At 69.1% G+C, this 23,358-nt stretch carries 28 protein-coding genes; 22 read left to right on the forward strand and 6 right to left on the reverse strand.

Annotation, left to right across the window (positions count from 1 at the left end; all coding sequences use genetic code 11):
• Positions 1 to 24: 24 nt before the first annotated feature.
• Positions 25 to 468 carry a 50S ribosomal protein L13 gene (gene rplM, locus J2W20_RS03015; protein ID WP_066499416.1) on the reverse strand — a complete coding sequence of 148 codons (444 nt, stop codon included), beginning with the start codon at positions 466 to 468 and terminating at the stop codon, positions 25 to 27.
• A gap of 543 nt (positions 469 to 1,011) precedes the next feature.
• On the opposite strand from rplM, the gene J2W20_RS03020 reads away from it, so the two are divergent.
• The 12 genes from J2W20_RS03020 to J2W20_RS03075 all read left to right on the forward strand — a co-directional run bounded on the left by J2W20_RS03020 (position 1,012) and on the right by J2W20_RS03075 (position 9,809).
• Entirely contained in the window at positions 1,012 to 1,200 is a 189-nt protein-coding gene (locus J2W20_RS03020; protein WP_307004446.1) for a Flp family type IVb pilin, read from the forward strand.
• Positions 1,201 to 1,239: 39 nt separating this feature from the next.
• Entirely contained in the window at positions 1,240 to 1,428 is a 189-nt protein-coding gene (locus J2W20_RS03025; RefSeq protein WP_307004447.1) for a Flp family type IVb pilin, read from the forward strand.
• Between the two features lie 105 nt (positions 1,429 to 1,533).
• Positions 1,534 to 1,677 carry a Flp family type IVb pilin gene (locus J2W20_RS03030; protein WP_307004448.1) on the forward strand — a complete coding sequence of 48 codons (144 nt, stop codon included), beginning with the start codon at positions 1,534 to 1,536 and terminating at the stop codon, positions 1,675 to 1,677.
• Between the two features lie 3 nt (positions 1,678 to 1,680).
• Complete coding sequence (locus tag J2W20_RS03035; protein WP_307004450.1) at positions 1,681 to 2,058, forward strand: TadE/TadG family type IV pilus assembly protein; 378 nt, start codon at positions 1,681 to 1,683, stop codon at positions 2,056 to 2,058.
• Positions 2,046 to 3,092: a TadE/TadG family type IV pilus assembly protein gene (locus J2W20_RS03040; RefSeq protein WP_307004451.1), complete on the forward strand. Its 1,047-nt coding sequence runs from the start codon at positions 2,046 to 2,048 to the stop codon at positions 3,090 to 3,092. The genes J2W20_RS03035 and J2W20_RS03040 overlap by 13 nt, the downstream gene beginning before the upstream one ends.
• A gap of 47 nt (positions 3,093 to 3,139) precedes the next feature.
• Positions 3,140 to 3,880, forward strand: coding sequence for a Flp pilus assembly protein CpaB (cpaB, locus tag J2W20_RS03045; RefSeq protein WP_307004452.1), 741 nt, complete (start codon positions 3,140 to 3,142; stop codon positions 3,878 to 3,880).
• The gene (locus J2W20_RS03050) at positions 3,877 to 5,079 is read left to right on the forward strand and encodes an AAA family ATPase (RefSeq protein ID WP_307004453.1); all 1,203 of its coding nucleotides are present in this window, start codon (positions 3,877 to 3,879) and stop codon (positions 5,077 to 5,079) included. Before cpaB (J2W20_RS03045) ends, J2W20_RS03050 begins: the two co-directional genes overlap by 4 nt.
• A complete protein-coding gene (locus J2W20_RS03055) occupies positions 5,076 to 6,569 on the forward strand; it encodes a CpaF family protein (protein ID WP_307004454.1) in 1,494 nt (497 codons plus the stop codon). The genes J2W20_RS03050 and J2W20_RS03055 overlap by 4 nt, the downstream gene beginning before the upstream one ends.
• Positions 6,566 to 7,519, forward strand: a complete 954-nt coding sequence (locus J2W20_RS03060; protein WP_307004455.1) for a type II secretion system F family protein — start codon at positions 6,566 to 6,568, stop codon at positions 7,517 to 7,519. The genes J2W20_RS03055 and J2W20_RS03060 overlap by 4 nt, the downstream gene beginning before the upstream one ends.
• A gap of 10 nt (positions 7,520 to 7,529) precedes the next feature.
• Entirely contained in the window at positions 7,530 to 8,408 is an 879-nt protein-coding gene (locus J2W20_RS03065; RefSeq protein ID WP_307004456.1) for a type II secretion system F family protein, read from the forward strand.
• A 108-nt stretch (positions 8,409 to 8,516) separates the two neighbouring features.
• Positions 8,517 to 9,410 (forward strand): hypothetical protein, encoded by an 894-nt coding sequence (locus J2W20_RS03070; RefSeq protein ID WP_307004457.1) that lies wholly within the window; start codon positions 8,517 to 8,519, stop codon positions 9,408 to 9,410.
• Positions 9,411 to 9,641: 231 nt separating this feature from the next.
• A complete protein-coding gene (locus J2W20_RS03075; protein ID WP_307004459.1) occupies positions 9,642 to 9,809 on the forward strand; it encodes a hypothetical protein in 168 nt (55 codons plus the stop codon).
• Positions 9,810 to 9,823: 14 nt separating this feature from the next.
• Here the strand turns inward: J2W20_RS03075 and J2W20_RS03080 are convergent, their stop codons facing one another.
• Entirely contained in the window at positions 9,824 to 10,711 is an 888-nt protein-coding gene (locus J2W20_RS03080; protein WP_307004460.1) for a tRNA pseudouridine synthase A, read from the reverse strand.
• Between the two features lie 179 nt (positions 10,712 to 10,890).
• On the opposite strand from J2W20_RS03080, the gene J2W20_RS03085 reads away from it, so the two are divergent.
• The 9 genes from J2W20_RS03085 (at position 10,891) to J2W20_RS03125 (ending at position 18,364) form a co-directional block, all read left to right on the forward strand.
• Positions 10,891 to 11,097, forward strand: a complete 207-nt coding sequence (locus J2W20_RS03085) for a Flp family type IVb pilin (protein ID WP_307004461.1) — start codon at positions 10,891 to 10,893, stop codon at positions 11,095 to 11,097.
• Between the two features lie 86 nt (positions 11,098 to 11,183).
• Positions 11,184 to 11,582, forward strand: coding sequence for a TadE/TadG family type IV pilus assembly protein (locus J2W20_RS03090; RefSeq protein ID WP_307004463.1), 399 nt, complete (start codon positions 11,184 to 11,186; stop codon positions 11,580 to 11,582).
• The gene (locus tag J2W20_RS03095) at positions 11,570 to 12,628 is read left to right on the forward strand and encodes a pilus assembly protein TadG-related protein (protein ID WP_307004464.1); all 1,059 of its coding nucleotides are present in this window, start codon (positions 11,570 to 11,572) and stop codon (positions 12,626 to 12,628) included. The genes J2W20_RS03090 and J2W20_RS03095 overlap by 13 nt, the downstream gene beginning before the upstream one ends.
• A gap of 20 nt (positions 12,629 to 12,648) precedes the next feature.
• Entirely contained in the window at positions 12,649 to 13,377 is a 729-nt protein-coding gene (gene cpaB, locus J2W20_RS03100) for a Flp pilus assembly protein CpaB (RefSeq protein WP_307004466.1), read from the forward strand.
• Entirely contained in the window at positions 13,374 to 14,597 is a 1,224-nt protein-coding gene (locus J2W20_RS03105) for an AAA family ATPase (RefSeq protein ID WP_307004468.1), read from the forward strand. Before cpaB (J2W20_RS03100) ends, J2W20_RS03105 begins: the two co-directional genes overlap by 4 nt.
• Complete coding sequence (locus J2W20_RS03110; protein ID WP_373457947.1) at positions 14,594 to 16,138, forward strand: CpaF family protein; 1,545 nt, start codon at positions 14,594 to 14,596, stop codon at positions 16,136 to 16,138. The genes J2W20_RS03105 and J2W20_RS03110 overlap by 4 nt, the downstream gene beginning before the upstream one ends.
• Positions 16,138 to 17,061: a type II secretion system F family protein gene (locus J2W20_RS03115; protein WP_307004723.1), complete on the forward strand. Its 924-nt coding sequence runs from the start codon at positions 16,138 to 16,140 to the stop codon at positions 17,059 to 17,061. Before J2W20_RS03110 ends, J2W20_RS03115 begins: the two co-directional genes overlap by 1 nt.
• An 8-nt stretch (positions 17,062 to 17,069) precedes the next feature.
• A complete protein-coding gene (locus J2W20_RS03120) occupies positions 17,070 to 17,960 on the forward strand; it encodes a type II secretion system F family protein (protein ID WP_307004469.1) in 891 nt (296 codons plus the stop codon).
• Positions 17,957 to 18,364: a hypothetical protein gene (locus J2W20_RS03125; protein ID WP_307004471.1), complete on the forward strand. Its 408-nt coding sequence runs from the start codon at positions 17,957 to 17,959 to the stop codon at positions 18,362 to 18,364. Before J2W20_RS03120 ends, J2W20_RS03125 begins: the two co-directional genes overlap by 4 nt.
• On the opposite strand, the gene J2W20_RS03130 is transcribed toward J2W20_RS03125, so the two are convergent.
• Positions 18,340 to 19,191: a response regulator transcription factor gene (locus tag J2W20_RS03130; protein ID WP_307004473.1), complete on the reverse strand. Its 852-nt coding sequence runs from the start codon at positions 19,189 to 19,191 to the stop codon at positions 18,340 to 18,342. The two genes, J2W20_RS03125 and J2W20_RS03130, sit on opposite strands and share 25 nt — an antisense overlap.
• 122 nt (positions 19,192 to 19,313) lie before the next feature.
• Here J2W20_RS03130 and J2W20_RS03135 point away from each other — a divergent pair, with 122 nt between their 5' ends.
• Positions 19,314 to 20,972 carry a sensor histidine kinase gene (locus J2W20_RS03135; protein ID WP_307004475.1) on the forward strand — a complete coding sequence of 553 codons (1,659 nt, stop codon included), beginning with the start codon at positions 19,314 to 19,316 and terminating at the stop codon, positions 20,970 to 20,972.
• 141 nt (positions 20,973 to 21,113) lie between these two features.
• Here J2W20_RS03135 and rplQ read toward each other — a convergent pair whose 3' ends face one another.
• The 3 genes from rplQ to rpsK form a co-directional block, all read right to left on the reverse strand.
• Positions 21,114 to 21,695 (reverse strand): 50S ribosomal protein L17, encoded by a 582-nt coding sequence (gene rplQ / locus J2W20_RS03140; protein ID WP_307004477.1) that lies wholly within the window; start codon positions 21,693 to 21,695, stop codon positions 21,114 to 21,116.
• Positions 21,696 to 21,752: 57 nt separating this feature from the next.
• A complete protein-coding gene (locus J2W20_RS03145; RefSeq protein WP_307004479.1) occupies positions 21,753 to 22,766 on the reverse strand; it encodes a DNA-directed RNA polymerase subunit alpha in 1,014 nt (337 codons plus the stop codon).
• Between the two features lie 186 nt (positions 22,767 to 22,952).
• Positions 22,953 to 23,357, reverse strand: coding sequence for a 30S ribosomal protein S11 (rpsK, locus tag J2W20_RS03150; protein ID WP_043120112.1), 405 nt, complete (start codon positions 23,355 to 23,357; stop codon positions 22,953 to 22,955).
• Position 23,358 lies beyond the last annotated feature (1 nt).

A 23,358-nucleotide genomic window follows, 5' to 3' on the forward strand; every position in this document is an offset into this window, starting at 1 on the left:
TGAATTCTTGAGTAGTGGCCAGGACTACTGGGCAACCTGGTTGATCTCGAAGGTCTTGGGCTGCTGGGCAGCGTGCGGGTGGTTCGGGCCCGCGTAGACCTTGAGCTTGGACAGCTGCTGGGCGGCCAGCTTGTTCTTCGGGAGCATGCCCTTGACGGCCTTCTCCACGGCGCGGACCGGGTTCTTCTCGAGCAGCTCGGCGTAGGTCACGCTCGTGAGGCCGCCCGGGAAGCCCGAGTGGCGGTAGGCGCGCTTCTGCTGGAGCTTGGCGCCGGTGAGGGCCACCTTGTCCGCGTTGATGATGATGACGAAATCGCCCATGTCCATGTGGGACGCAAAGGTCGGCTTGTGCTTCCCGCGCAGCAGCGTTGCGGTCTGGCTGGCAAGACGACCCAGAACGACGTCGGTGGCGTCGATGACGTGCCACTGACGGTCGGCGTCGCCGGGCTTCGGAGTGTACGTACGCACAGTTATTGCCTTCGTTTCTTGGTCTGGTGGGATGCCGGTGAGATACACCCCGTGCTTCGGTGCGCTACCGGACCAGAGGTGAGGGCTCCCAGACCAGTTATCCCTTGCATCTCGAATGCGCCCGGAAGCTGGCGTCCTGCAACTGGACACTCCCGAGGCGCGTTCCATCGAGTCAGGACACGCACAACGACTATCAAGACTATCCCGGCGCGGCGTGCCGGGTCAAAGCGGGCCATCTGGTGCCTCCGGAGGGGCCCTTCCGAGGTGTACTCACCCGCCGAAGTGGACGTGTCCATCGCGCAAGTAGCCCGGAGGTTCGCCACTGAGTACTCCCCACGGGGTGCGGCGGGTGGGCGGCAGGTACATCGCCGAGCGGAGCAGGGGTATTCAGACGTTGTCAAAACACTCGTATTTACGTATCAACCCTTATGGTGCCGGCCTCCTGGAGGTGGGAGATTTGTGGCACGGGCAGGAATACCGGGGGTGGCCCGACACAAAGACCCCTTTTTACAAAATGCTCCATCTCATGAAAAGGACATCGCCATGGAAAAGGTCTTCATCTCCGTTCTCGCCTTCTGGAACGGCATTGTGAACGACGAGAAGGAAAAGGGAGCGACGGCCGTTGAATACGGACTTCTGGTCGCTCTCATCGCCGCGGTCATCATCGGCACGGTCGTGACGCTCGGCGGCCAGATCAACAGCGCCTTCCAGACCATCTCCACCAAGCTCTGACGCTGCCGGCGCCGGACGCTCGAAAGGACACGGATCATCGTGAACCAGCTCGTGACTTCTCTGCTCGTCCTCTGGAACGACCTGACCCGAGACGGTCGAGAGAAGGGTGCGACCGCGGTCGAGTACGGCCTCCTGGTCGCGCTCATCGCCGCAGTCATCATCGGGACTGTCGTCACTCTGGGGGGCCAGATCAACTCGGCGTTCACCACCATCAGCAGTCAGCTCTGACGGCACTCAGCACCATCGGTGTTGCCCTCCCCGGTTCGTGGACGCCGGACACGGCGTCCACGAACCGGGAAATCCAAGACGCACGACCCTTCCCAAGGAGGAGCGATGGCCGAGAGCCGACAGCGAGGCGCAACGTCAGTCGAGTACAGCCTCCTGGTCTTCCTAATCGCCTCGGCGATCTTCGGCGCCGTGGCCCTGATCGGCCCAGCGCTCGTTCCTGGCTTCCAGACCGTGGTGAGCGGGTTGTGAACGATGAAAGAGACTTCTCACCGCCGTGAACGAGGCGCCGTGGCCGTCGAGTTCGCCCTCGTCCTGCCCCTGCTCCTCGGCCTCGTTCTAGGCATCGTGGAGTTTGGGCGCATCTACAACGCCCAGGTCCTCGCGACCAACGCGGCCCGAGAAGCCGCCCGAACGGTGGCTATCGGGAACAGCCAGAGTCAGGCGATCACCAACGCCCAGAGCGTCGCTCCCGGCTACACCATCTCCGTGACCGTGCCGACGAGCTGTACCCCGGGAACCGAGGTCCAAGCGACAGTCACCACCAATGTCCAGACAGTATCCGGCACATGGTTCGGGCTGCCCAATCCGGTCAACGTGAACGGGACAGGAGCCATGCGATGCAACGGCTGATACGGCGCTCGCAACGTGGCCACGACGAACGTGGGGCCGCAGCCATACTGGTCGTCGTCCTAGCGTTCGTCCTCGTGGGCATGGCATCCTTCGCGGTCGACACAGGCCTGATGGTCTCGACGAAGGCCCAGCTCCAAAACGGAGCGGACGCCTCGGCGCTTGCCCTCGCCCAGTACTGCTCCGTGAACGCTCCGACGAGCTGCAGCACTGCCTACGACGCGACCTTGGCGCCCCTGTACACAAAGGACAGCTCCTTGGACGGGTCCGCTCAGGTTCAAGGAATCACCTGGCCGTCAGCGGGCCAGGTGGCCGTGACGACGACGACCCCGCCCGCGGGACTGAAACTGATCCTCGGCGGGATCTTCGGCACTCCTTCGGTCCAAGTCACGGCCAGCGCCACCGCGAGGTGGGGCGCTCCCGGCTACGGCAAGAGCTTCCCGCTCGCACTCTCCGCAAACTGCTGGGACCTGACCCCGACAACCAAGGTGGGCGTCGTTCAGACCTTCGAGTACAAGCCCGGTCAGACATGTACGAGCCCTTCAGGCTCAAGCGGTCCCGGCGGCTGGGGATGGCTAGTGCCAGACAGCGGAACCTGCCAGACGACCACCACCGCAGGCACTGTGGTCACGGGAGCCTCCGATCCAGGGAACAACTTTCCGAACGCCACATATTGCTCACCGGTCCTCACGAGCTGGGTCAACACGATTACCGCCGGCAACGAACAAGACGTTACGTTCCCGGTCTTCACCTCGACGACCGGTTCGGGCAACAACATGACCTACGCCATCTCCGGCTACGCGACGCTCCAGATCTACGGCTGGAAGCTTCAGCAAGGAAACAACAGTGCGCCCGGAGCCTTCCGCAATCAGGCCAGCGACCTCGCGGCCCAGGGCCTGAGCACGAACCTCGCTTGCAGCGGTGGCGTTGACCGCTGCGTGATCGGCCGATTCATCAGGTTCGACATCACCGACCCCAACATCGGCGGCAGCGGCGGAACCGACTACGGATCTACCTCCGTGAAGCTCATCAAATAAGCAAAGCAGGAAAGGGGATTCCCATGAGGACCCGCCTACTGGGAGGCGTGGCTGCTCTGATTGTTGCAATCATCGGCGCCGTGCTCCTCATCACCTACGTCAACAGCGCCGATCAGCGCGCCTACGCCGGCACGGAGACCCAGGAGGTCTACGTGGTGCAGAAGCCGATTCCCGCCGGAACTGCCGGAACCGCCATCTCTGACAGCGTGGCGAAGAAGCCCATGCCGAAGGGCATGGTTCCCTCCGATGCCGTGGCCGACCTCTCGAGCCTCTCGGGGAAGGTCACCTCGGTCAATCTGGAGGTGGGCGAGCAGCTGATTGCCGGACGCTTCGCAGACCCGTCAACACTCCACGCTCCCGGCCGCGTGGATGTGCCGGCCGGGATGCAGGAAGTCACTGTCCGTCTCCCCATCGAACGGGTTGTCGGCGGCGCCCTCTCCGCAGGCGACCTGGTCGGCGTCGCTCTGTCCTTCCCCAAGGAAGACGCAACTCCTGCCCAGACCCGGCTCAGTTACAACAAGGTCCTCGTCACCGGATTGCAGGTCTCGTCCGGCGCTACGGCCCAGAACAACGCCACAGCACCTGCCCAGAACGGCGGTGGTGGTGTTGGCTCGGCCAGCCAGAACGCCAGCAACGGCGAATACCTCGTCACCTTGGCCCGTCCCGCCGCCGATGCAGTGCGCATCGTCTACGCGGCCGAATTCGGCAAGGTCTACCTGACCAAGCAGTCGTCGGCCTCGCAGAATGGCGACGGCGGCATCCTTGACCGGACGAAGGTGTTCCAGTGAGCAGGTTCGCAGTTATCACCGAGGACGCCGGCTTTGAAGATCGGGTCCGTCTGGCCGCCGTGATGCTGCCAGGTGCCCTGCAGGCCTTCCACGCGGGGTTCCTGCCGAAGAACATCGACGACGTCTTCGGGCAACTGGAGGGGGAGCCGCTTGAGGTCCTCGTCCTCGGTCCGGACCTCCCTGCCGAAGAGGTGTTCGCGTTCTCTGCCGCGGTTGACGTCTGCCACCCCCAGGTGAGCGTCGTGTACGCTGCCCCCGCAGCGCCTGAAGTGGCTCTCCGTGCGATGCGGGCCGGTGTGAGGGACCTCATCGGCCCTGAGACCGACATCGAGACGTTGAGGGGCCACCTCGATCAGGCAGCCACTGCAGCGGGATCGCGCCTCGCGGCCATGCCTCCGCTGTCGGCCGACCAAGCTGCCGTCGGCAACCGGAGCGGTCGAGTCATTGCGGTGATGTCACCCAAGGGAGGCGTGGGGAAGACGACCATCGCCACCAACATCGCAGTCGGGCTTGGCAAGGCCGCGCCGATGTCCGTGGTCATCGTCGACCTCGACCTCCAGTTCGGCGACGTGGCCAGTGGGCTCATGATGACCCCCGACCGCACGGTGCTCGACGCGGCGGAGGGACCGATCGACGCGTTGTCCCTCAAGACCTATCTGACCGCCCACAGCACCAACATCTATGCGCTCTGCGCACCCCGCAATCCCGCCGATGCCGACAGGATCTCGGCCAGCAAGATCTCGGAGATCATCGAGAAGCTTGCCGCTGAGTTCCAGTACGTCGTCATCGACACGTCGCCCGGTCTCGGAGAGCACGTTCTCGCGACCCTAGACCAGGCTACCGACGTCGTCTGGGTCTGCGGAATGGACATTCCCAGCGTCCGCGGCCTTAAAGCAGGACTCGACATCCTCCAGGAGCTGCGCATGCTGCCCGAGCGCCGCACCCTCGTCCTGAATATGGCGGACCGCAAGTCCGGCATCACCGTCCAGGACATCGAGGCAACGATTGGGGTTCCTGTCGACGTCGTCCTGCCGAGGTCCCGCGCCCTCCCTCTCGCGACGAACCGGGGCATTCCGGCGCTCCAGGACCGCCTTCGCGATCCTGCTGTGAAGGGCCTGAATCAGCTTGTGGAACGGTTGAAGCCGCAGTGGGAAGAGCGCGAACGCAAGCAGCTCCATCGACGGGCGGTGTTCCAGTGAACCTCTTCAAGCGGCTTGAGGACGCCCGACGCGACGAGGGCGCCGGCGACCCGACGCTTCCCACCGAAGGGTTTGACGAGAGACACCCGGACCAGACTGGTCAGAGGGAATCCTCGACGCTCAACACGCGCGTTCTCGCAAAGGCGGCAGCCGATGCCGAGGCGCGGCACTCCGGTCGGGATATCGTCACTACGACGGATGTCCGCGCAAGCCTCGCCATCCGCGAATTGAAGTCCAAGGTCACCGCTGACCTGTATGAGCGGGTGGGAACGCGGATTTCCGATCCCACCCTCAGCGAGGAGGACCTTCAGCGTTACGTGCGTGACGAGCTCCGGTCAGTCGTCGCCGAACAGTCCGTACCCCTCACATCGAGCGAACGGGACCGGCTCATTGACGAGGTCATCGACGATGTCCTCGGTTTGGGGCCGATCCAGCGGTACATCGACGATCCGTCTGTCACCGAGGTGATGGTCAACAGTGCAGACCAGGTGTACGTCGAGCGCAACGGCCAGCTCTTCCTCACCGAAACGACCTTCGAGTCTGAGGAGCAGCTGCGCAGGGTCATCGAGCGCATCGTGTCGAGGGTCGGGCGCCGGATTGACGAATCGTCGCCGCTGGTCGATGCGAGGCTGCTGGACGGATCGCGCGTCAACGCGATCATCCCCCCTCTTGCCGTGAGCGGTTCCTCGCTGACGATCCGCAAGTTCTCCCGGGAGGCTCTCAGCGTCGCACGGTTGATCGAGCTGGGGACCATGAACCCCGAGATGGCCGAGCTCCTGCACGCCTGCGTCCAAGCGCGGCTCAATGTCATCGTCTCGGGCGGCACGGGCACCGGCAAGACAACTCTGCTCAATGTCCTGTCCTCGTTCATCCCCCGCGATGAGCGCATCATCACCATCGAAGATGCCGTGGAGCTCCAGCTTCAACAGGACCACGTGGTCCGCCTCGAGAGCCGCCCTCCAAACATCGAAGGACAGGGCGCCATCACCATCCGCGACCTCGTTCGCAACTCACTTCGCATGCGGCCTGACCGCATCGTGGTCGGCGAGGTCCGCGGCGGTGAGACGCTGGACATGCTCCAGGCCATGAACACCGGTCACGACGGTTCGCTGTCCACCGTGCACGCGAACTCCCCCCGGGATGCGATCGCCCGTCTCGAGACCCTCGTGCTCATGGCCGGCATGGACCTGCCTCTGCGCGCTATCCGAGAACAAGTGTCCTCGGCGGTGAATCTGATCGTGCACCTCAGCCGACTCCGTGACGGCACACGCCGGGTGACCCACGTGACCGAGGTTCAAGGCATGGAGGGAGACGTGGTCACGCTCCAGGATGCCTTCATCTTCGATTTCAGCGCCGGCGTCGACGTCAACGGCAGATTCCTCGGGAAGCCGATCCCCACCGGGGTCCGGCCACGATTCATGGAGAAGTTCGCAGACCTTGGCATCCACGTCAGTCCGTCCCTGTTCGGCCCCCGATTTGGAAGGGCGTGACGGCTGTGGACTCTCCGATCGTCCTCGCCCTCGGCCTGGGTGCCGTCTATGCAGGACTGACGGCGCTAATCGTCCTGCTCACCAAGCCCCGACGCACGGTGTCTCCCGAACGGCGGCGCCCAGGAGGGAAGGATCAGTCAAACGCCGCGCTCGCCCGGTTCACCGACGCAGCCGTCGGTGCAATCAACCGTTCCCTCCACGGGCGCGAACTCCGGCTCGTCCGCAGCGACAAGCTCCAGCAGGCCGGGCTCAAGCTGAGCCGAGGAGACTTCCTCTTCACCTGCGGCGGAGGCTCCCTTCTCGCCGCAATCCTGGGGTTTGTCCTCGCGGGGCCGGGGTTGGGCATCCTGCTGCTCGTGCTCGTCCCGGCCGGCATGCTCGCGTGGCTGAACATCAAGGCCTCACGTCGTCAGGCGAAGTTCGCGACCCAGCTCCCCGACACTCTGCAGATGCTCGCTGGCAGCATGCGGGCCGGTCACAGCCTCCTCCGGGCCCTCGACGGAGCCAGCCACGAATGCGAAGAGCCCATGGGGGCCGAGCTGAGCCGGGCGCTCAATGAGGCTCGTATCGGCCGTGACCTCACCGAGTCCCTCGTTGACCTCGCCGGTCGAATGAAGAGCCAAGACTTCCTGTGGACGACCCAGGCCATCGAGACCCAACGGGAAGTCGGCGGCAACTTGGCCGAGATCCTCGAGAACGTGAACGACACCATCAGGGACCGCGCCCAGCTGGCACGGCAGGTGTCCGCCCTGAGCGCCGAGGGGAAGCTCTCCGCCTACATCCTGATCGGGCTCCCGATCGCCTTCCTCATCATCCTGTCATTCATCAATCCGCTCTACGCCACGGTGTTCTACACCACCTTGCCCGGGTGGGGCATGCTCGCCGTCTGCGCCATCCTGCTCGGCGTCGGCTCGCTGTGGCTCTTCCGGATGATCAAGCCGAAGTACTGAGGAGGATCACATGTCACCCATCGCCATGGCCGCGGTCCTTGCCATCGTGCTGCCAGCCGCCTATCTGGTCTGGTCCGTGATCGCCACGGACCGGACCACCCGCAAGGCCATCGAGATCAACCTCGGCCTGGCGCAGGCCGGATCCAAGCAAACGACGTGGACGATTCCCGAGCGGCTGCAGGAGCTCGCCCGAAGGATCACGCCCAAGGGCTACGCCGCATTCCTCGACAAGCGCCTGGCGGCAGCCGGGCGCCCGGGGTCATGGCCCCTCGACCGGGTCCTCGTCCTCAAGCCCATTCTCGCTCTGGTCGGGCTCGGATTCGGGCTCTTCATCCTCAAGAGCAGCTTCTCACCGCTCCTCGTGCTCTTCACCATCGCGGCCTGCGTCCTGTGCTACTTCCTTCCGGACCTCCTGCTCCAGAGCGCCGGCCAGAAGCGCCGCGAGAGCATGCAGCGGTCAATGCCCAATATGCTCGACCAGATGCTCATCTCGGTCGAGGCCGGGGTCGGTTTTGAGGCCGCTATGGCCCGTGCAGCTGAGAACAGCACCGGTCCGCTGGCCGAGGAGTTCATCCGCACCCTGCAGGACATCCAAGTTGGACGAGCGAGACGTGAGGCCTACCTTGCGCTCGGCGAGCGCGCGTCATCCCCGGACCTAGGCTCATTCATCAGGGCCGTCGTCCAGGCCGACCAGTACGGCATCGCAATCGCGAAGGTCCTCCGCGCTCAGGCCAAGGAGATGCGCACCAAGAGGCGTCAGCGCGCTGAAGAGCAAGCCATGAAGATTCCGGTCAAGATTATCTTCCCGCTCATGCTCACCATCCTTCCGGCACTGTTCATCGTTGTGATGGGTCCTGCCGTCATGAACATCGTCAAGATGTTCTCCTGATCGTGCCCCCGCGGGCCATGCAGCTGGCCCGCGGGGGCACCCAAACCGGGTCCCCTCCCGATGCCCAGAATCGGGAGGGGACCCTCAACGAAGTGTCAGGAGGTTCCCATGAGCAGCGACATCGGCGTCCAGATTCCCGAGGTTCATCCAGTCGACTGGGCGTGGTACCGCGAGTTCGGCGGCATGGCCGCTGTGCCTCCCGCCGTCCGGCTCCGGAACCGGCGGATCACCCGCCGGGCGCTGGCCAAGGCCGGCGCGCTCGCCGCCGCCGTCGGCGGGATCGCACTCGGGTCGGGTCTGCTGTGGGCCCGCGGGGACATCTCCTGGCGCCCGGTGCTCCTCATCGCCCTCTGCGGTGCCGCCGGCATGGCGCTCTACACCCGTGACGTGACTCGCCGGGCCGTGACGGCGCGGCGCCGCAATGTGGCAGCCGCCGTCAGGGCCGCCCGGGCGGACCGGATCTTCGGCATCCCGTACGTGGCCGCCGCGCAGGGCTCCCGCCAAGGCTTCCCGATCCCAGCATTGCGGGCCGCCCGGACCACCGCGGCGCTCCTGGATCTGCTCCTCGCGGTCCCCGGCCCGTCAGTCTTCCACCGGATAGGCACGCCTGGCGGCAGTACAGCCGACCACGCCGTGGCGTGCGGTAACGCCGTGTTCCTCGTCGACTCGGCCAATTTTGGGGGCGGAATGTGGGAATGGGCGGCGGGCACCCGTGACATTGCCATTCCCACATTCCGCGGGAGCAAGCCGAGGCCCCAGTCCCTGCACGAGGCTGCCGACGAGCTCCGCTGCCTCCTCGGGCCGGAGATCGAGGTCATCCCCATCGTCCTGGTCCACGGCGCCAGAGTGGCTCGCGGGAGCACAAGCCTCTCACCGAACGGCGTCCACCTGCTCACGGCCTCCGCGGCCCTCGAGCGCATCGGCAACACGTGCGCGTACGGCTTCGCCGGTACTGCGCGAATGCCCGGCCTGCAGGAGGCGCTCCAAGAGCTGCTCGTGTAGGCCGCCGGACCGGCGAGGTCCCCCAAGCCGGAGTTCCCTCCCGATGCCCAGAGTCGGGAGGGAACTCCTCACTGCGGTCGCGGCCATTGCCCGCCGGCCGAGCCAGCGCTTACGCTGGGGGTCACCTCTGGGACATCTGGGCAGGCTACCCCGAGGCCGCGTTCTTCTGGATGGAGAAGACATGGGCCGCGACACCCAGACCTCTGCTGGCGCAATGACGGGGCGGCTGCCATGAGGGCCGTCATCACCGCGCTCATCGCCTACGGCACGGCGATCAACGGCCTGCTCCTCGGACTCTGGCTGGCCGCGAAATGGCCCGCCCCGCGGCTGAAGCACTTCGCGATGATGGGCTGGGTGTTCCTCGGCCTGAACGTCGGGATGCAGATCCTCATCGCGTAGGGTTTCGACTCCGCTCAACCACCGGATCCGGGGATCTCCTCCCGCAGCGCCCGCGTCAGCTCCGCCCGCTTTGCCATGTCCGCCCCCGACTCCGGGTACCCGACCTCCTCGAGGACGAGCGGGTGGGCCGGCGCCAGCCGCGTCTTCGCGTCCCGTACCCGGGCGAGCATCCGCTCGTGCAGCCACCCCGCGGGCTCGAGCCCCTCCCCCACGCGCAGCGCCGAGCCGATCAGGGCACGCACCATGTTGTGGCAGAAGGCATCGGCCCGCACCCGGGCCACAACCACGCCGCTGTCCGTCCGCTCGAACGCGAACTCCTGCAGCGTGCGCACGGTGGTGGACCCCTCGCGCGGCTTGCAGAACGCCAGGAAGTCGCCAAGCCCGAGCAGCTGGTCTGCCGCGGCGTTCATCCGCCCCACGTCCACCCCCGTGCGGTGCCACAGCGTGATCCCGCGCAGCACCGGATCCCGGTCCTCAGGCCGGTCCGCGATCCGGTACGAGTAGCGCCGCCACAGCGCCGAGAACCGCGCGTCGAACCCGGCGGGAGGCACGACGGCGCTGCGCACCTCGAGCGCGCCCGTCTCCTCGCCGAGCACCCGGCTCAGCGCCCCGCGCAGCCGCCGGACGAGGACCTCCTCGGGGGCGTCGGAAGAGCGCCGCGCGAGCCCGACCCACTCCGCGGGCGCGAGGTCCAGGTGCACCACCTGCCCGCGGGCGTGCACGCCGGCGTCGGTGCGGCCGGCCACGACCACCCGGATCGGCCGGCGCAGGATCAGCGCGAGCGCCTCCTCGAGGGCCCCTTGCGCCGTGCGGAGCCCGGGCTGCACCGCCCACCCGCTGAACGGGCCGCCGTCGTAGGCCAGATCGAGGCGCACACGCACCGTGGAGGGCTCGGAAGTCATGCCTGCCAGTCTAAGGATTCGCGCAGCAACACCACCGCGGAAACGCAGGAATCACCCCGAGCTCGAGGCTTCCGCGAGCTTCGCCCCAGATGCGTACCCGCGCCACCGACGGATCCGTACCTTCGATGGTGAGGCAGGCAAACGGCCGGCCGTCACCCCTCGAAGATCCAGGAGCAACCATGCTTTCCATCGTCGCAACCCTCCACACCCTCGGCCTCAAGCTCAAGGAGCGCGCACTCTCGGGCGAGAAGGGCGCCACCGCCGTCGAGTACGGCATCATGGTCGCGCTCATCGCGGTCGCCATCATCACGGTCGTCGGGCTCCTCGGCGGCCAGCTCAACACCATCTTCACCGACGTCAAGAACTCGCTCGTCCCGGCCGCGTGACCTCGGGATGGTCTCGGGCAGCCGCTGGGTTGCTGCCCGAGACTGCCCGTGCAGTCATCGTGCCGCCAACCGCTCAAGGAGCCACCATGCGCACCAGCGACAGCGAACGCGGCGCGGCAGCCGTCGAGTTCGCGCTCGTGCTGCCCGTGCTCATCCTGATCGTGCTCGGGATCGTCGACTTCGGCCGCGTGTTCAACGCCCAGCAGACCCTCACCTTCGCGGCCCGCGCCGGAGCCCGCGCCATGGTGCTGCAGAACAGCACCTCGGCGGCGATCACGGCCGCCCAGAACGGGGCCTCAACTCTCGGCACTCTCCCTGCCTCTGCCTTCACCATCTCCCCCTCGGCCTGCCCGGCACCTGGCCAGACGCCGGCCGGCACCGTACCGCCGAGCATCACCTTCACCGCGAACTACACGTTCGCGGGCACCGGTTTCTTCGGCAGCTTCGCCCTCCAGGGGAAGGGAGTCATGCTGTGCGGCGGCTAATCCTCCCGCCGCGCGCCGCACAGGCGCTCGACGGCAGAGCGCCCCGCGAGCGCGGGGCGGTCGCCGTCCTCACCGCCATCCTCATGGTCGTCCTGCTCGGCTTCGCGGCGCTTGCAGTCGATGGCGGGATGCTCTACGCGAAGCGCGCCGAGCTGCAGAACGGCGCCGACGCTGCCGTCCTCGCGGTGGCACAGCGGTGCGCGGCTTCGCTCACCGATCCGCAGTGCTCGACGACCTCCACTCTGGCCAGCGGGCTCGCGCAGTCCAACGCGCAGGCGAGCCAGGCGGGGATCGCCTCGCTCGCGATCAGCACCACCTCCCGCACCGTCACGGCCACGACCCAGCCCCTCCAGCCGGGCTCCCAGCCGGGCTCTGTGTCGCTGTTCTTCGCCCGCGCGCTCGGCATCACGAGCGCAACGGTCGGCGCCAGGGCTCAGGCGGCCTGGGGCAGCCCCAGCACCGGCATCGCGGCCTTCCCGCTCGCGTTCTCCGTGTGCCAGCTCCAGGGCACGGCCATCGACGGCGCCACCCAGCTCATCCAGTCCTTCGGGTCGGGGGTGAACCCCAGCTGCACCTACGGCACCCCTGGCCAGCCGAGTCAGGTGGTCCCGGGCGGCTTCGGCTGGCTCCAGCAGAACTCGAACCAGTGCGGGGCGTCCATCAACGTGGCCTCCTCCATCGGCGGGAGCCAGCCTGGCTCAAGCGGTCCCAGCTACTGCGACGCGATCTATTCCAGCTGGATCTCCGCGCTGCAGGCCGGACAACGCGCCATCGTCCTGCTGCCCGTGTTCACGACAGTCACCGGCACCGGCAAGAACGCGATCTACACGATCGCCGGATTCGCAGCCTTCAGCGTCAAGGGCTGGAACTTCGGCGGACAGTCCTACTACAACAACACTCCTCCCGCCGTCGACGCCTCGCTCAGCTGCAGCAACAACTGCAAGGGCATCATCGGCCAGTTCATCACCTTCGTCGACCTCGACAGCGCCTACCAGGTCGGCCCGTCCACCGCCTTCGGCGCCACCATCGTCCGCCTCGCACAGTAGAACCCAGGAGCCCTCCCCGCATGAAGTCACGACTCATCGCCGGCGCCGCCGCGCTCGTCGCGGCCATCATCGGCATCGCCCTCGTCCTCTCCTACGCCCAGGGCGCCGATGCCCGCGCGATGGCGGGTATGCAGCCGGCGCAGGTGCTCGTGGTCGTCAAGCCCGTCCCGGCGGGCACCGCAGCGGACAAGCTCGCCGACTTCATCCAGGCGCGCACCCTCCCGGCCGAGGCGATCGCGCCCTCTGCGCTGCACACGCTCGACGGGACGGCGGGCAAGGTCACCACGGCCGACCTCCAGACTGGCGAGCAGCTCCTTGCCGAGCGGCTCGCTGACCCTCAGTCCCTCGTCAAGCCTGGAACCGTCCGCGTCCCCGCCGGGCTCCAGGAGGTCTCCTTCCAGCTTGACCCGCAGCGCGCCGTCGGCGGCCTCCTGGCCGCAGGGGACACCGTGGGGCTCTTCCTCTCCTTCGACAAGATCGGCACGTCCGCCGGAGCCCAGAGCACGGACCTGTCGATGACCGGGATGCTCGTGACCTCTGTCCAGCAAGCGGGGAAGACCTCGGACTCCTCGGCGTCGCCGACGTCCGCACCGACCACTCCGCTCATCGTCACTGTCGCCGCGAACGCCGCCCAGGCATCGCGGATCGTGTTCGCGGGCGAGTTCGGCAAGATCTGGCTCAGCAAGCAGCCCGCCGGTGCCACCCAAGCCGGGCCCGGGCCCATCGACGGCGGAAAGGTCTACCAGTGAGCGGCTTCGTCCTGATCTCCCCGAGCCCCGAGTTCGCCGAGCGGATGCGTGCCGCGGTCGACGGCGCCCTCCCCGGCTCCGTGCACGCCGTCGCTACCGCGGAACTCCCCGAGCAGCCGGAGCAGGTCTTCGCGCGCCTCGGCGGCGCGCAGCCGGACGCGCTCGTGCTCGGCCCCGGCGTCCCGCTCGACGGCGCGCTGCGCCTCGCCACCGTGTTCGATGTCCGCTACCCCGCAGTTGCCGTCCTCCTTGCCGCCGACGCCGACGCCGAGCTCATGCTCCAGGCGATGCGCGCCGGGATCCGCGACGTGGTCTCCCCCGAGGTCGGGCCCGAGCAGCTGCGCGTCGTGCTGCAGCGCTCGGTCCAGGCCACCGAGGGCCGCCGCCGCGCCGTATCTCCCGCAGGCCCGGACGGTGCCCCCGACCCCGGGGACGGCCCGCGCGGCCGGGTGATCGGCGTCTTCTCCCCCAAGGGCGGGGTGGGCAAGACCACCCTCGCGACCAACATCGCTGTGGGCCTGGCCAAGGCCGCCCCGATGGGGGTCGCGATCGTGGACCTCGACCTGCAGTTCGGCGACGTCGCCTCGGGCCTCGACCTCGACCCCGAGCACACCGTCACTGACGCGGTCTCCCCGGCCGCTGCCCGCGATGCACTCGTCCTCAAGGCCTTCCTCACGCTCCACCCCGCTGGGCTGTACGCGCTGTGCGCGCCCAAGAGCCCGGTCGAGGCGGACGCGATCACTCCGGAGAAGGTCGGCCACCTGCTGCGTCAGCTCGCCGCCCAGTTCGACTACGTCATCGTGGACACGGCCCCAGGCCTCGGCGAGTGCACCCTCTCCGCGCTTGAGCACTGCACCGACGGCGTCTGGGTCACCGGCATGGACGTCCCCGGCGTGCGCGGGCTGCGCTCGAGCCTCGATGTGCTCGGCCACCTCGGTCTCCTGCCGGAGGTCCGCCACCTCGTGCTGAACATGGCGGATGCGAAGTCCGGGCTCACCGTCCGCGACGTCGAGGCCACCGTCGGCGTGCCCGTAGACGTGAGCGTGCCGCGCTCCAAGCTCGTGGCCTACTCGACCAACCGCGGCATCCCCGTGCTCCAGGCGACCCGCAAGGACGGCGCCACCGCCGCGCTGGGAAAGGTCGTGGAGCGGATTTCCCCCTCTGCCAAGGCCAAGCCCGCCGCGCGCCGCCGGGCCCACCGCCGGGTGGTGGTCGCGTGAAGCTCTCGGAGCGGATCAGCCTCGCCGACGGCGCCGGCCTCGCCCTTGCCCAGATCCCCGCGGCGGACTCGGCGCCCGCCGACGCGACGGAGACTGCCGTAGCCGCGTCCCCGCCCGCCCCTGTCGCGGCGGGGTCCGCGTGGGCGAGCCTGTCCGCGCGCGCCGCCGCCGCGCCGTCGTCCGCGGCCTCAGGCTCCCCGGCCCCCGCCCCGGCCCCGACCGTGGCCCAGGACGCCTTGACCGGCCTCAAGCAGCGCGCCGCCACGGCCTTGTTCGAGCGCATGGGCCAGCGCTTCGGGGACGCCGAGGCCACCGAGGACGACCTCCGCAGCGCGGCCCGCGAGGAGCTCACCCGCATCATCGACGAGGAGCCTGTGCCCCTCAGCGCCCCCGAGCGTGTGCGGCTCCTGCGCGAGGTCGAGGATGACGTGCTGGGCTACGGGCCGCTCCAGCGCCTCCTCGACGACGACGCCGTCACCGAGATCATGGTCAACCGCCACGACCAGATCTACATCGAGCGCAAGGGCCACCTCACCCTCTCCGAGTTGCGCTTCACCTCGGAGGAGCAGCTGCGTGCGGTGATCGAGCGGATCGTCTCCCGCGTGGGCCGGCGCATCGACGAGTCCTCGCCGCTCGTGGACGCTCGTCTCGCCGACGGCTCACGCGTGAACGCCGTCATCCCGCCGCTCGCGGTGGGCGGCTCTTCGCTCACCATCCGAAAGTTCGGCAAGACCCCGCTGACTGTGCGCGACCTCATCGGCTTCGGCACCCTCACCCCGGACATGGCTGAGCTGCTGCAAGCATGCGTCGAGGCCAAGCTCAACGTGATCGTTTCCGGCGGCACCGGCACCGGCAAAACCACGCTCCTCAACGTCCTCTCCGGCTTCATCCCCCAGGGGGAGCGGATCGTGACCATCGAGGACGCCGTGGAGCTGCAGATCCAGCAGGAGCACGTGGTCCGGCTCGAGAGCCGGCCGCCCAACACCGAGGGCAAGGGTGAGGTGACCATCCGCGACCTCGTCCGGAACTCCCTGCGTATGCGGCCCGACCGTATCGTGGTGGGCGAGGTCCGCGGCGGCGAGTCGCTGGACATGCTCCAGGCCATGAACACCGGCCACGACGGCTCTCTCTCGACCGTGCACTCCAACTCGCCCCGGGACGCAATTGCCCGACTCGAGACGCTCGTGCTCATGGCCGGCATGGACCTGCCCCTGCGCGCCATCCGGGAGCAGATCGCGTCCGCGGTCAACCTCATCGTGCAGATCTCCCGTCTGCGCGACGGCACCCGCCGCATCACTCACGTTACCGAGGTGCAGGGCATGGAGGGGGACGTCGTGACGCTCCAGGACGCCTTCGTGTTCGACTACGCCGCCGGCGTCGACGCCTCCGGCCGGTTCCTCGGAAGGCCCATCGCCACCGGGGTGCGGCCGCGCTTCCTCGAGCGCTTCGAGGACCTCGGGCTGCACGTGCGGCCGGGCATCTTCGGCCAAGTCATGGGACCAGGCGCCGGAGCGGGCGCGAAGGAGGGTCCGTGGAGCTGATGCTCGGTTGCGGCCTGATCCTCGGCGCGGGCGGCGCCGCCGCGATCATCGCCCTCCAGCCCGGCAGCCCCGCGCTGCCCGCCAGCCGCCGCCGGCCCACGGCGGCGTCGCGCGGCTCCCTGCTCGGCCGCGCCCGCCGTGGGGCTGCCGATGCGCTCCAGGGGTGGCTGACCGGCCACCGCGTGCGCCTCGTCTCCCCTGAGCAGCTCGAGCTGGCGGGCCTCAACGTCCGCCAGGCGGACCTCGTGCTCATTGTCGGAGGCGCGATGCTGGCCGCACTCCTGATCGGCGCCGTCGCGGGAGTGCTGCCGCTGGGCATCCTCGCGGCGCTCGTCGCGCCCGTGCTGCCGCGCGTCGTTGTGCGCTCGAAGATCGCCGCGCGCCGGAAGCGGTTCGACGGCCAGCTCGGCGACACCCTCCATCTGCTCTCGGGCGGTCTCCGCGCCGGGCACAGTATCCTGCGCGCGATCGACGCCGCCGCGGCGGAGAGCCCCGAGCCCACCGCGCACGAGATGCGCCGTGTGGTGCGGGACACCGCCCTGGGCCGGGATCTCCTCGCCTCGCTCGAGGAGACCTCGGTGCGGATGGCGAGCGAGGACTTCGTGTGGGTGGCCCAGGCGATCCAGATCAACCGCGAGGTCGGCGGGAACCTCGCGGAGGTCCTCGACCAGGTCAACGAGACCATCCGCGAGCGCGGGGAGATCAAGGGACACATCGCGGCGCTCGCCGCCGAGGGCAAGTTCTCCGCCTACATCCTCATGGCGCTGCCCGTGGGCATCGTGGCGATGCTCATGGTCGTCAACCCGAGTTACATGACGCCCCTGTTCACGAGTGTGCTCGGCTGGGTCATGGTCGGGGCCTCCGTCGTGCTCATGGCCATCGGCGGCCTCTGGCTACGCAAGATCATCGATATCAAGTTCTAGGAGGACCTGTGACCGTCCCGCTCCTGGCCGCGGCGCTCGTGGCCCTCCCCGTCGCTGCCCTGCTATGGAGCGTGCTCTCCACCGACAGGGGCGAGATGCGCGCCGTGCAGGCCAACCTCTCCCGCGGCTTGGCCGCCGACCCCGCGGCGGCACAGAAGGCGGGGCTCTCGGGGGCACTCGAGGCCCTCGGCCGCCGAATCACCCCCGCCTCCTACATCCGCCGGCTCGACTCCCTGCTCGCACGGGCCGGGCGCCCCTCTTCACTCCCGCTGGGCCGGCTGCTCGCCGCGAAGCCTGCGCTGGCCGGTGCGGGCCTCGCGGTGTCGGTCCTCATGCTCTCCGGCAGCCCGCAGCCGATGATCCGGCTCGTCGCGGTGTTCCTGCCCGTCTTCGGCTACGCAGTCCCCGACCTTCTTCTCTACAGCCGCGGGCTCGAGAGGCAGACGGCGATCCAGCGCGAGCTGCCGAATACGCTCGACCAGCTCCTCATCTCGGTCGAGGCCGGCCTCGGCTTCGAGGCCGCCGTGTCCCGCGCCGCCGCCACAGGCCGTGGGCCGTTCGCGCAGGAGCTCTCCCGCACGCTGCAGGACATGCAGGTGGGCCGCACCCGCCGCGCCGCGTATCTCGGGCTCGCCGAGCGGAGCACCGTCCCCGAGGTCCGCAGTTTCGTCCAGGCCGTGGTGCAGGCCGACGCCTACGGGATCGCCATCTCCCAGGTGCTCCGGGTCCAGGCCAAGGCCATGCGCGTCAAGCGCCGCCAGCGCGCCGAGCAGCAGGCCATGAAGCTGCCCGTGAAGGTCCTCTTCCCCCTGCTGTTCTTTATCTTCCCCGTGCTGTTCATCGCGATCCTCGGGCCCGCGGTCATCAATGCCATCGCCACCTTCCAGGGGTCACATTGAGCCTTCCTCTCATCGACCCCACTGTCCTCCGGCGACTCGCCGCCGAGATCGGCGAGCCCGCCGCCGCGAGGTTCGCACGCGGCGTCGTGCGTCTGTGGCCGCAGCGCCGCGCGCGGCTCGCCGCGGCCCTCACCCTCGGGGACACCGCCGCCGCGGTCGACGCCGCCCTGAGCCTGCGCACCGCGGCGTCCATGGCCGGGGCGGTGCGCCTCGCCGACGCCGCGGACCGCATCGTGGGGCGTGTGCGGGCGGACGGTACCCGGGCCGCGAGGCCACTGCTGCCGCAGGCCCTTGCGTGCGGGGACGTTACCGCCGTGGTCCTGGCCCGCGGGCTCCCCACCGAGCCGGCCGCCGCAGCCGCCGCGCGCGGTCAGCGCACTCAGCCGGCCGGCCGCAGCCGGTAGCCCACGCCCCGGACGGTCAGGAGCCAGCGCGGCGCTCGGGGGTCGTCGCCGAGCTTGCGGCGCAGGTTCCCGATGTGGACCTCGACCGCGCGCTCGTCCGCCTCGCTGACGTAGGCGTCGTCGCGGAACCTGTCTCCGCGGGCCACCCGGACGAGCTCCGCCCGGGTCAGCACCCGGCCGCCGGCGCGCAAGAGTACGTGCAGCAGGTCGAACTCGCTGCGCGTGAGCTCGAGCTCCGTCCCCGCCACGGAGGCCGTGCGGGTGTTCGGGTCCAAGGCCAGGGCGCCGTTGCGCAGCAGGCGGTCGCCGGGCTGGGGCGGCGTCGGCGCGGGGTAGGGCCGGACGGGGTCCTGCTGCCTCGGCGCAGCCTCGGGCCGGGGCACCCACCCATGGGCGTGGGCCGTCTGGGCTGACCGCGGGTCCGTGAACGGCGCGGCAACGTGCCCTGAGTGCCCCGCCCGGGGGCGGCGCAGCATCGCACCGATGCGGGCGCGCAGCTCGCGCGGACGGAACGGCTTGGTGAGGTAGTCGTCCGCCCCGGACTGGAGCGCGAAGAGGGCGTCGGGCTCCTCGTCGCGGCCGGAGACCATCACCACGTAGGCGTCGCTCGCCCCGCGGATCCGCCGGAGGACCTCGAAGCCGTCGATGTCCGGCAGCCCCACGTCGAGCGTGACCACGGTGGGGTGCTCGGTACGGGCCAATTCGGCGCCCTCCCGTCCCGTCGAGGCCGTCCGCACGTCGAACCCCGCGTGACCCAGCACATCCTCGAGGAGGCCGCGCACATCCTCGTCATCCTCCACCACCAGCGCAATACCCAGACCGTTCACAGTGACCCTCCATACGACCGGGAAGCGACAAAAGTGTCATCGACACGATGCTCCGATGTCACAGTATCCGTCATGCGTGATAAATAAGTGAAGGGGGACGTCTCACGTATCCGGGAGGGATCGTGTCTGTCAAGGAGCTGGCCACTGCCAGCAAGGTCCTCCGCTATGTGGACCGGATCGGGGCGCGCACGCGCGTGCTGCTGTGCCAGCTGCCGCTCACCGTGGCCGTGGCCGTCATCGCCCTCGCCGCGCCCAGCGCCTGGGCCGACGCCGCCGCCGCCCCGCTGTTCGCCGCCGGCATCCTCGCGCAGATGGTGGCGGCAGTCCTGTGCCTGGTTCTGCCATGGGAGCAGCTGGGCGCCGGCGCGGCCCTCTGGATCCCGGCCCTCGACCTCGTCTCCGTGTGGCTGCTGCGCAACGGCGGCCCGCACGGGGCGCTCACCGGCACCGGCGCCCTCGCCGTGTTCCCGGTGATCTGGATCGCCGGCTCGGCGCTCTCGGCGCGCATCGCCCTGTCCACGGCCCTCCTCGGCCCGCTCCTCATCACGCTGCCCACGCTGCTGGCGCCCGGCGCGGCCGGCCACGCCGCCTTCACCGATGCCCTCCTGCTGCCGCTCCTCATGCTCACGGTCGCGGTTGCGATCCGCGCCGCCGGAGCGGGCCTGCGCCTGCAGGAGCGGCAGCTGCGCGCGCACCAGGCCAAGCTCAAGCAGCTGCTCGAGGACGCCATGGAGAAGGAGGCCCTCCTGGGCACGATCCTCGACGCCGCGAGCGTGGGGATCGTCGCCGTGGACGCCGGCGGACGGCCGGTGCGCTGGAACGAAGCCTTCCGATCCCTGCTCGAAGGGGTGGGCTGGGAGTCCCCTGCCGACTTCGACATCGCCGACCGCGCCTTCCCCGTGTTCACGAAGGACCGCCGCGCGCGCGTCGACCCCGACCGCCGGGTCCTCCACCGCGCCGCCCGCGGCGAGGCGATCGACGGCGAGATGGTGTGGCTCGGCTGGGGGCCCCGCGCCCGGGCCCTCCAAGTCGTCGCGCGGCCGGTCGACGGCGACCGTGGGGGCGCGGTCGTCTCCTACACCGACGTCACCCAACTGGCCCAGACGGCCGAGGACAAGGCCGAGCTCGTGCGCACGGTGGCCCACGAGTTCCGCACCCCCCTCACCTCCGTGCTCGGCAACCTCGACCTCGCGCTCGAGGCCGAGCTCCCCGCCGCGGCGCGGGGCCGGCTGGAGATTGCGCAGGGCAACGCCGAGCGTCTCATCGAGCTCGCCCGCGACCTCATGGCCTCCTCCGAGGTCACCCTCCCGATCAGGCCCACTCGGATCGATCTCTCCGCGGTGCTCGCCGCCCGCGCCGAGGCCGTGCAGACGGCGGCCGACGACGCGCGGGTGCGCCTCGTCGTCGACCTCCCCCCGAACCTGTGGGTGCAGGCGGACCCGCTGCGCATCGGGCAGGCCGCCGACAACCTGCTCTCCAACGCCGTCAAATACTCCCCCGACGGCGGCGTGGTCACCCTCCGCGCGGCCGCGGCCTGCGGCTGGGCCACGGTCGAGGTCGCCGACACCGGCATCGGCATCTCCGCCGACGACCGCCCGCATATCTTCGACCGGTTCTTCCGCACCGACGCCGCCCGGGACCTCGACATCCCGGGGGTGGGCCTCGGGCTGTCCTTCACACGGATGGTCGCCGAGCGCCACGGCGGCCGGCTCGAGGTCCAGAGCGAGCCCGGCTCCGGCAGCGTCTTCTCGCTCGTCCTCCCCATGGCCGGGCCCAGCTAGGCCCCTCCCCAGCCTCGCCGTCCCCGCCTCACCATCCCAGCCGTCCGGCCCGGGACGCAGCAGGGCCCCCGTTCCCTGGAGGGGGAACGGGGGCCCTGAGCGGATCAGACGCCCCGGCGGTGCGGGACGGCTGGAAGGCGACTACTTGGCGTCGTCGGCCTTCTCCTCAGCGGGAGCCTCGGCGGCGTCCTCGGCCGGAGCCTCGGTGACCTCTGCCTCGGCGGGAGCCTCAGCAGCGGTCTCCTCGGCGGCGGTCTCCTCGGCCGGGGCCTCGACGGTGGCGTCGGCCTTCGGCGCGCTCTTCTCGGCGGCCTTCTCGGCCTCCTTCACCACAGCCTGCTTCGCCGAGACCGGCTCGAGCACGAGCTCGATGACAGCCATGGGGGCGTTGTCGCCCTTGCGGTTGCCGATCTTGGTGATGCGGGTGTAGCCACCGTTGCGCTCCGACAGCTGGGGGGCGATCTCGGTGAAGAGCTCGTGGATGATGCCCTTGTTGGTGTTCGTGCGAGCCGAGATGGCCGCCTGGACACGGCGGCGCGAGGCGAGGTCGCCGCGCTTCGCGAACGTGATGAGACGCTCGGCGACCGGGCGGAGGCGCTTGGCCTTCGTCACGGTCGTGGTGATGCGCTTGTGCTCGAAGAGCGCAGCGGCGAGGTTGTTGAGCATGAGGCGCTCGTGCGCCGGGCCACCGCCCAGACGCGGACCCTTGGTGGGTGCAGGCATGTCGTTTCTCCTGTTGTGGACCGCTGCCGGCTCTCACCGGCGGCGGGCAAATTCTTCTTAGAGCTCGTCGTCGCTGTACGCGGCATCGTCCTCGTCGCCCGCGGCAGCGCGCGCAGCGAGGGGATCGAACCCGACCGGCGAATCCTTGAGCGAGAGGCCCAGCTCGAGGAGCTTGGCCTTGACCTCGTCGATCGACTTGGCACCGAAGTTGCGGATGTCCATCAGGTCCGCCTCGGAACGGGCCACGAGCTCACCCACCGTGTGGATGCCCTCGCGCTTGAGGCAGTTGTACGAACGGACGGTGAGGTCCAGGTCCTCGATCGGCAGGGCCATGTCCGCAGCGAGCGCGGCGTCCGTCGGGGACGGGCCGATCTCGATGCCCTCGGCGGCGGTGTTCAGCTCGCGGGCGAGGCCGAACAGCTCCACGAGCGTGGTGCCGGCCGACGCGACGGCGTCGCGCGGCTTGATGGCCGGCTTCGTCTCCACGTCGACGATGAGCTTGTCGAAGTCGGTGCGCTGCTCGACACGGGTCGCCTCGACGCGGAAGGTCACCTTCAGCACCGGGGAGTAGATCGAGTCGACCGGGATCCGGCCGATCTCCGCGTCCGCGGACTTGTTCTGCGCCGCGGAGACGTACCCGCGGCCACGCTCGATGGTCAGCTCGAGCTCGAACTTGCCCTTGGAGTTCAGGGTGGCGATGTGCAGATCCGGGTTGTGGATCTCCACGCCGGCCGGCGGGGCGATGTCCGCGGCCGTCACGACGCCGGGGCCCTGCTTGCGCAGGTACGCGACGACGGGCTCGTCCTGGTCGGAGGAGATCGAGAGGCTCTTGAGGTTCAGGATGATCTCGGTGACATCCTCCTTGACCCCCTCAACCGTGGTGAATTCGTGCAGCACGCCGTCAATCCGGATGCTGGTGACGGCAGCCCCCGGGATCGAGGACAGCAGGGTGCGGCGCAGCGAGTTGCCGAGGGTGTAGCCGAAGCCCGGCTCCAGCGGCTCGATGACGAAGCGGGAGCGGTTCTCGGATACTACTTCTTCAGACAGGGTGGGGCGCTGTGCAATGAGCACTGGGTTTTCCTTTCAGGAAGCATCCGCTATATGACGCAACACAGATGGATGGAAAGGTCTGAACTAAGTAATGAAGCCGGGCGGGGCAGGCCGCGGGAGGCGAGCCGCGCCGTCGTGCGTTGTCTGTGACGCACGACGCCGTGGGCTCGCCTCGGGCGGACCGGCCCCGCCGGCCCCGGCAACCTGTTAGACGCGGCGGCGCTTCGGCGGGCGGCAGCCGTTGTGCGCGCTCGGGGTCACGTCCTGGATGGACCCGACCTCGAGGCCAGCGGCCTGCAGCGCGCGGATGGCGGTCTCGCGGCCCGAGCCCGGGCCCTTCACGAACACGTCGACCTTGCGGAGGCCGTGCTCCTGGGCACGCTTCGCGGCGGACTCGGCGGCCTGCTGCGCGGCGTACGGGGTGGACTTGCGCGAGCCCTTGAAGCCGACCTCACCGGCGGAAGCCCAGGAGATCACAGCACCGGACGGGTCCGTGATGGACACGATGGTGTTGTTGAAGGTGCTCTTGATGTGCGCCTGACCGAGCGCGATGTTCTTCTTGTCCTTGCGGCGCGGCTTGCGGACCGACGTCGCACGAGTCTTTGGGGGCATG

Source organism: Sinomonas atrocyanea (assembly GCF_030812675.1).
GTDB classification, from domain to species: domain Bacteria; phylum Actinomycetota; class Actinomycetes; order Actinomycetales; family Micrococcaceae; genus Sinomonas; species Sinomonas atrocyanea_B.

Coding starts and splice junctions, on each gene's coding strand:
- rplQ (WP_307004477.1), bottom strand. CDS start 21,695: ATGCCTGCACCCACCAAGGGTCCGCGTCTGGGCGGTGGCCCGGCGCAC.
- J2W20_RS03020 (WP_307004446.1), top strand. CDS start 1,012: ATGGAAAAGGTCTTCATCTCCGTTCTCGCCTTCTGGAACGGCATTGTG.
- J2W20_RS03040 (WP_307004451.1), top strand. CDS start 2,046: ATGCAACGGCTGATACGGCGCTCGCAACGTGGCCACGACGAACGTGGG.
- J2W20_RS03090 (WP_307004463.1), top strand. CDS start 11,184: ATGCGCACCAGCGACAGCGAACGCGGCGCGGCAGCCGTCGAGTTCGCG.
- cpaB (WP_307004466.1), top strand. CDS start 12,649: ATGAAGTCACGACTCATCGCCGGCGCCGCCGCGCTCGTCGCGGCCATC.
- J2W20_RS03115 (WP_307004723.1), top strand. CDS start 16,138: ATGCTCGGTTGCGGCCTGATCCTCGGCGCGGGCGGCGCCGCCGCGATC.
- J2W20_RS03075 (WP_307004459.1), top strand. CDS start 9,642: ATGAGGGCCGTCATCACCGCGCTCATCGCCTACGGCACGGCGATCAAC.
- J2W20_RS03035 (WP_307004450.1), top strand. CDS start 1,681: ATGAAAGAGACTTCTCACCGCCGTGAACGAGGCGCCGTGGCCGTCGAG.
- J2W20_RS03030 (WP_307004448.1), top strand. CDS start 1,534: ATGGCCGAGAGCCGACAGCGAGGCGCAACGTCAGTCGAGTACAGCCTC.
- J2W20_RS03085 (WP_307004461.1), top strand. CDS start 10,891: ATGCTTTCCATCGTCGCAACCCTCCACACCCTCGGCCTCAAGCTCAAG.
- J2W20_RS03065 (WP_307004456.1), top strand. CDS start 7,530: ATGTCACCCATCGCCATGGCCGCGGTCCTTGCCATCGTGCTGCCAGCC.
- J2W20_RS03080 (WP_307004460.1), bottom strand. CDS start 10,711: ATGACTTCCGAGCCCTCCACGGTGCGTGTGCGCCTCGATCTGGCCTAC.
- J2W20_RS03070 (WP_307004457.1), top strand. CDS start 8,517: ATGAGCAGCGACATCGGCGTCCAGATTCCCGAGGTTCATCCAGTCGAC.
- rpsK (WP_043120112.1), bottom strand. CDS start 23,357: ATGCCCCCAAAGACTCGTGCGACGTCGGTCCGCAAGCCGCGCCGCAAG.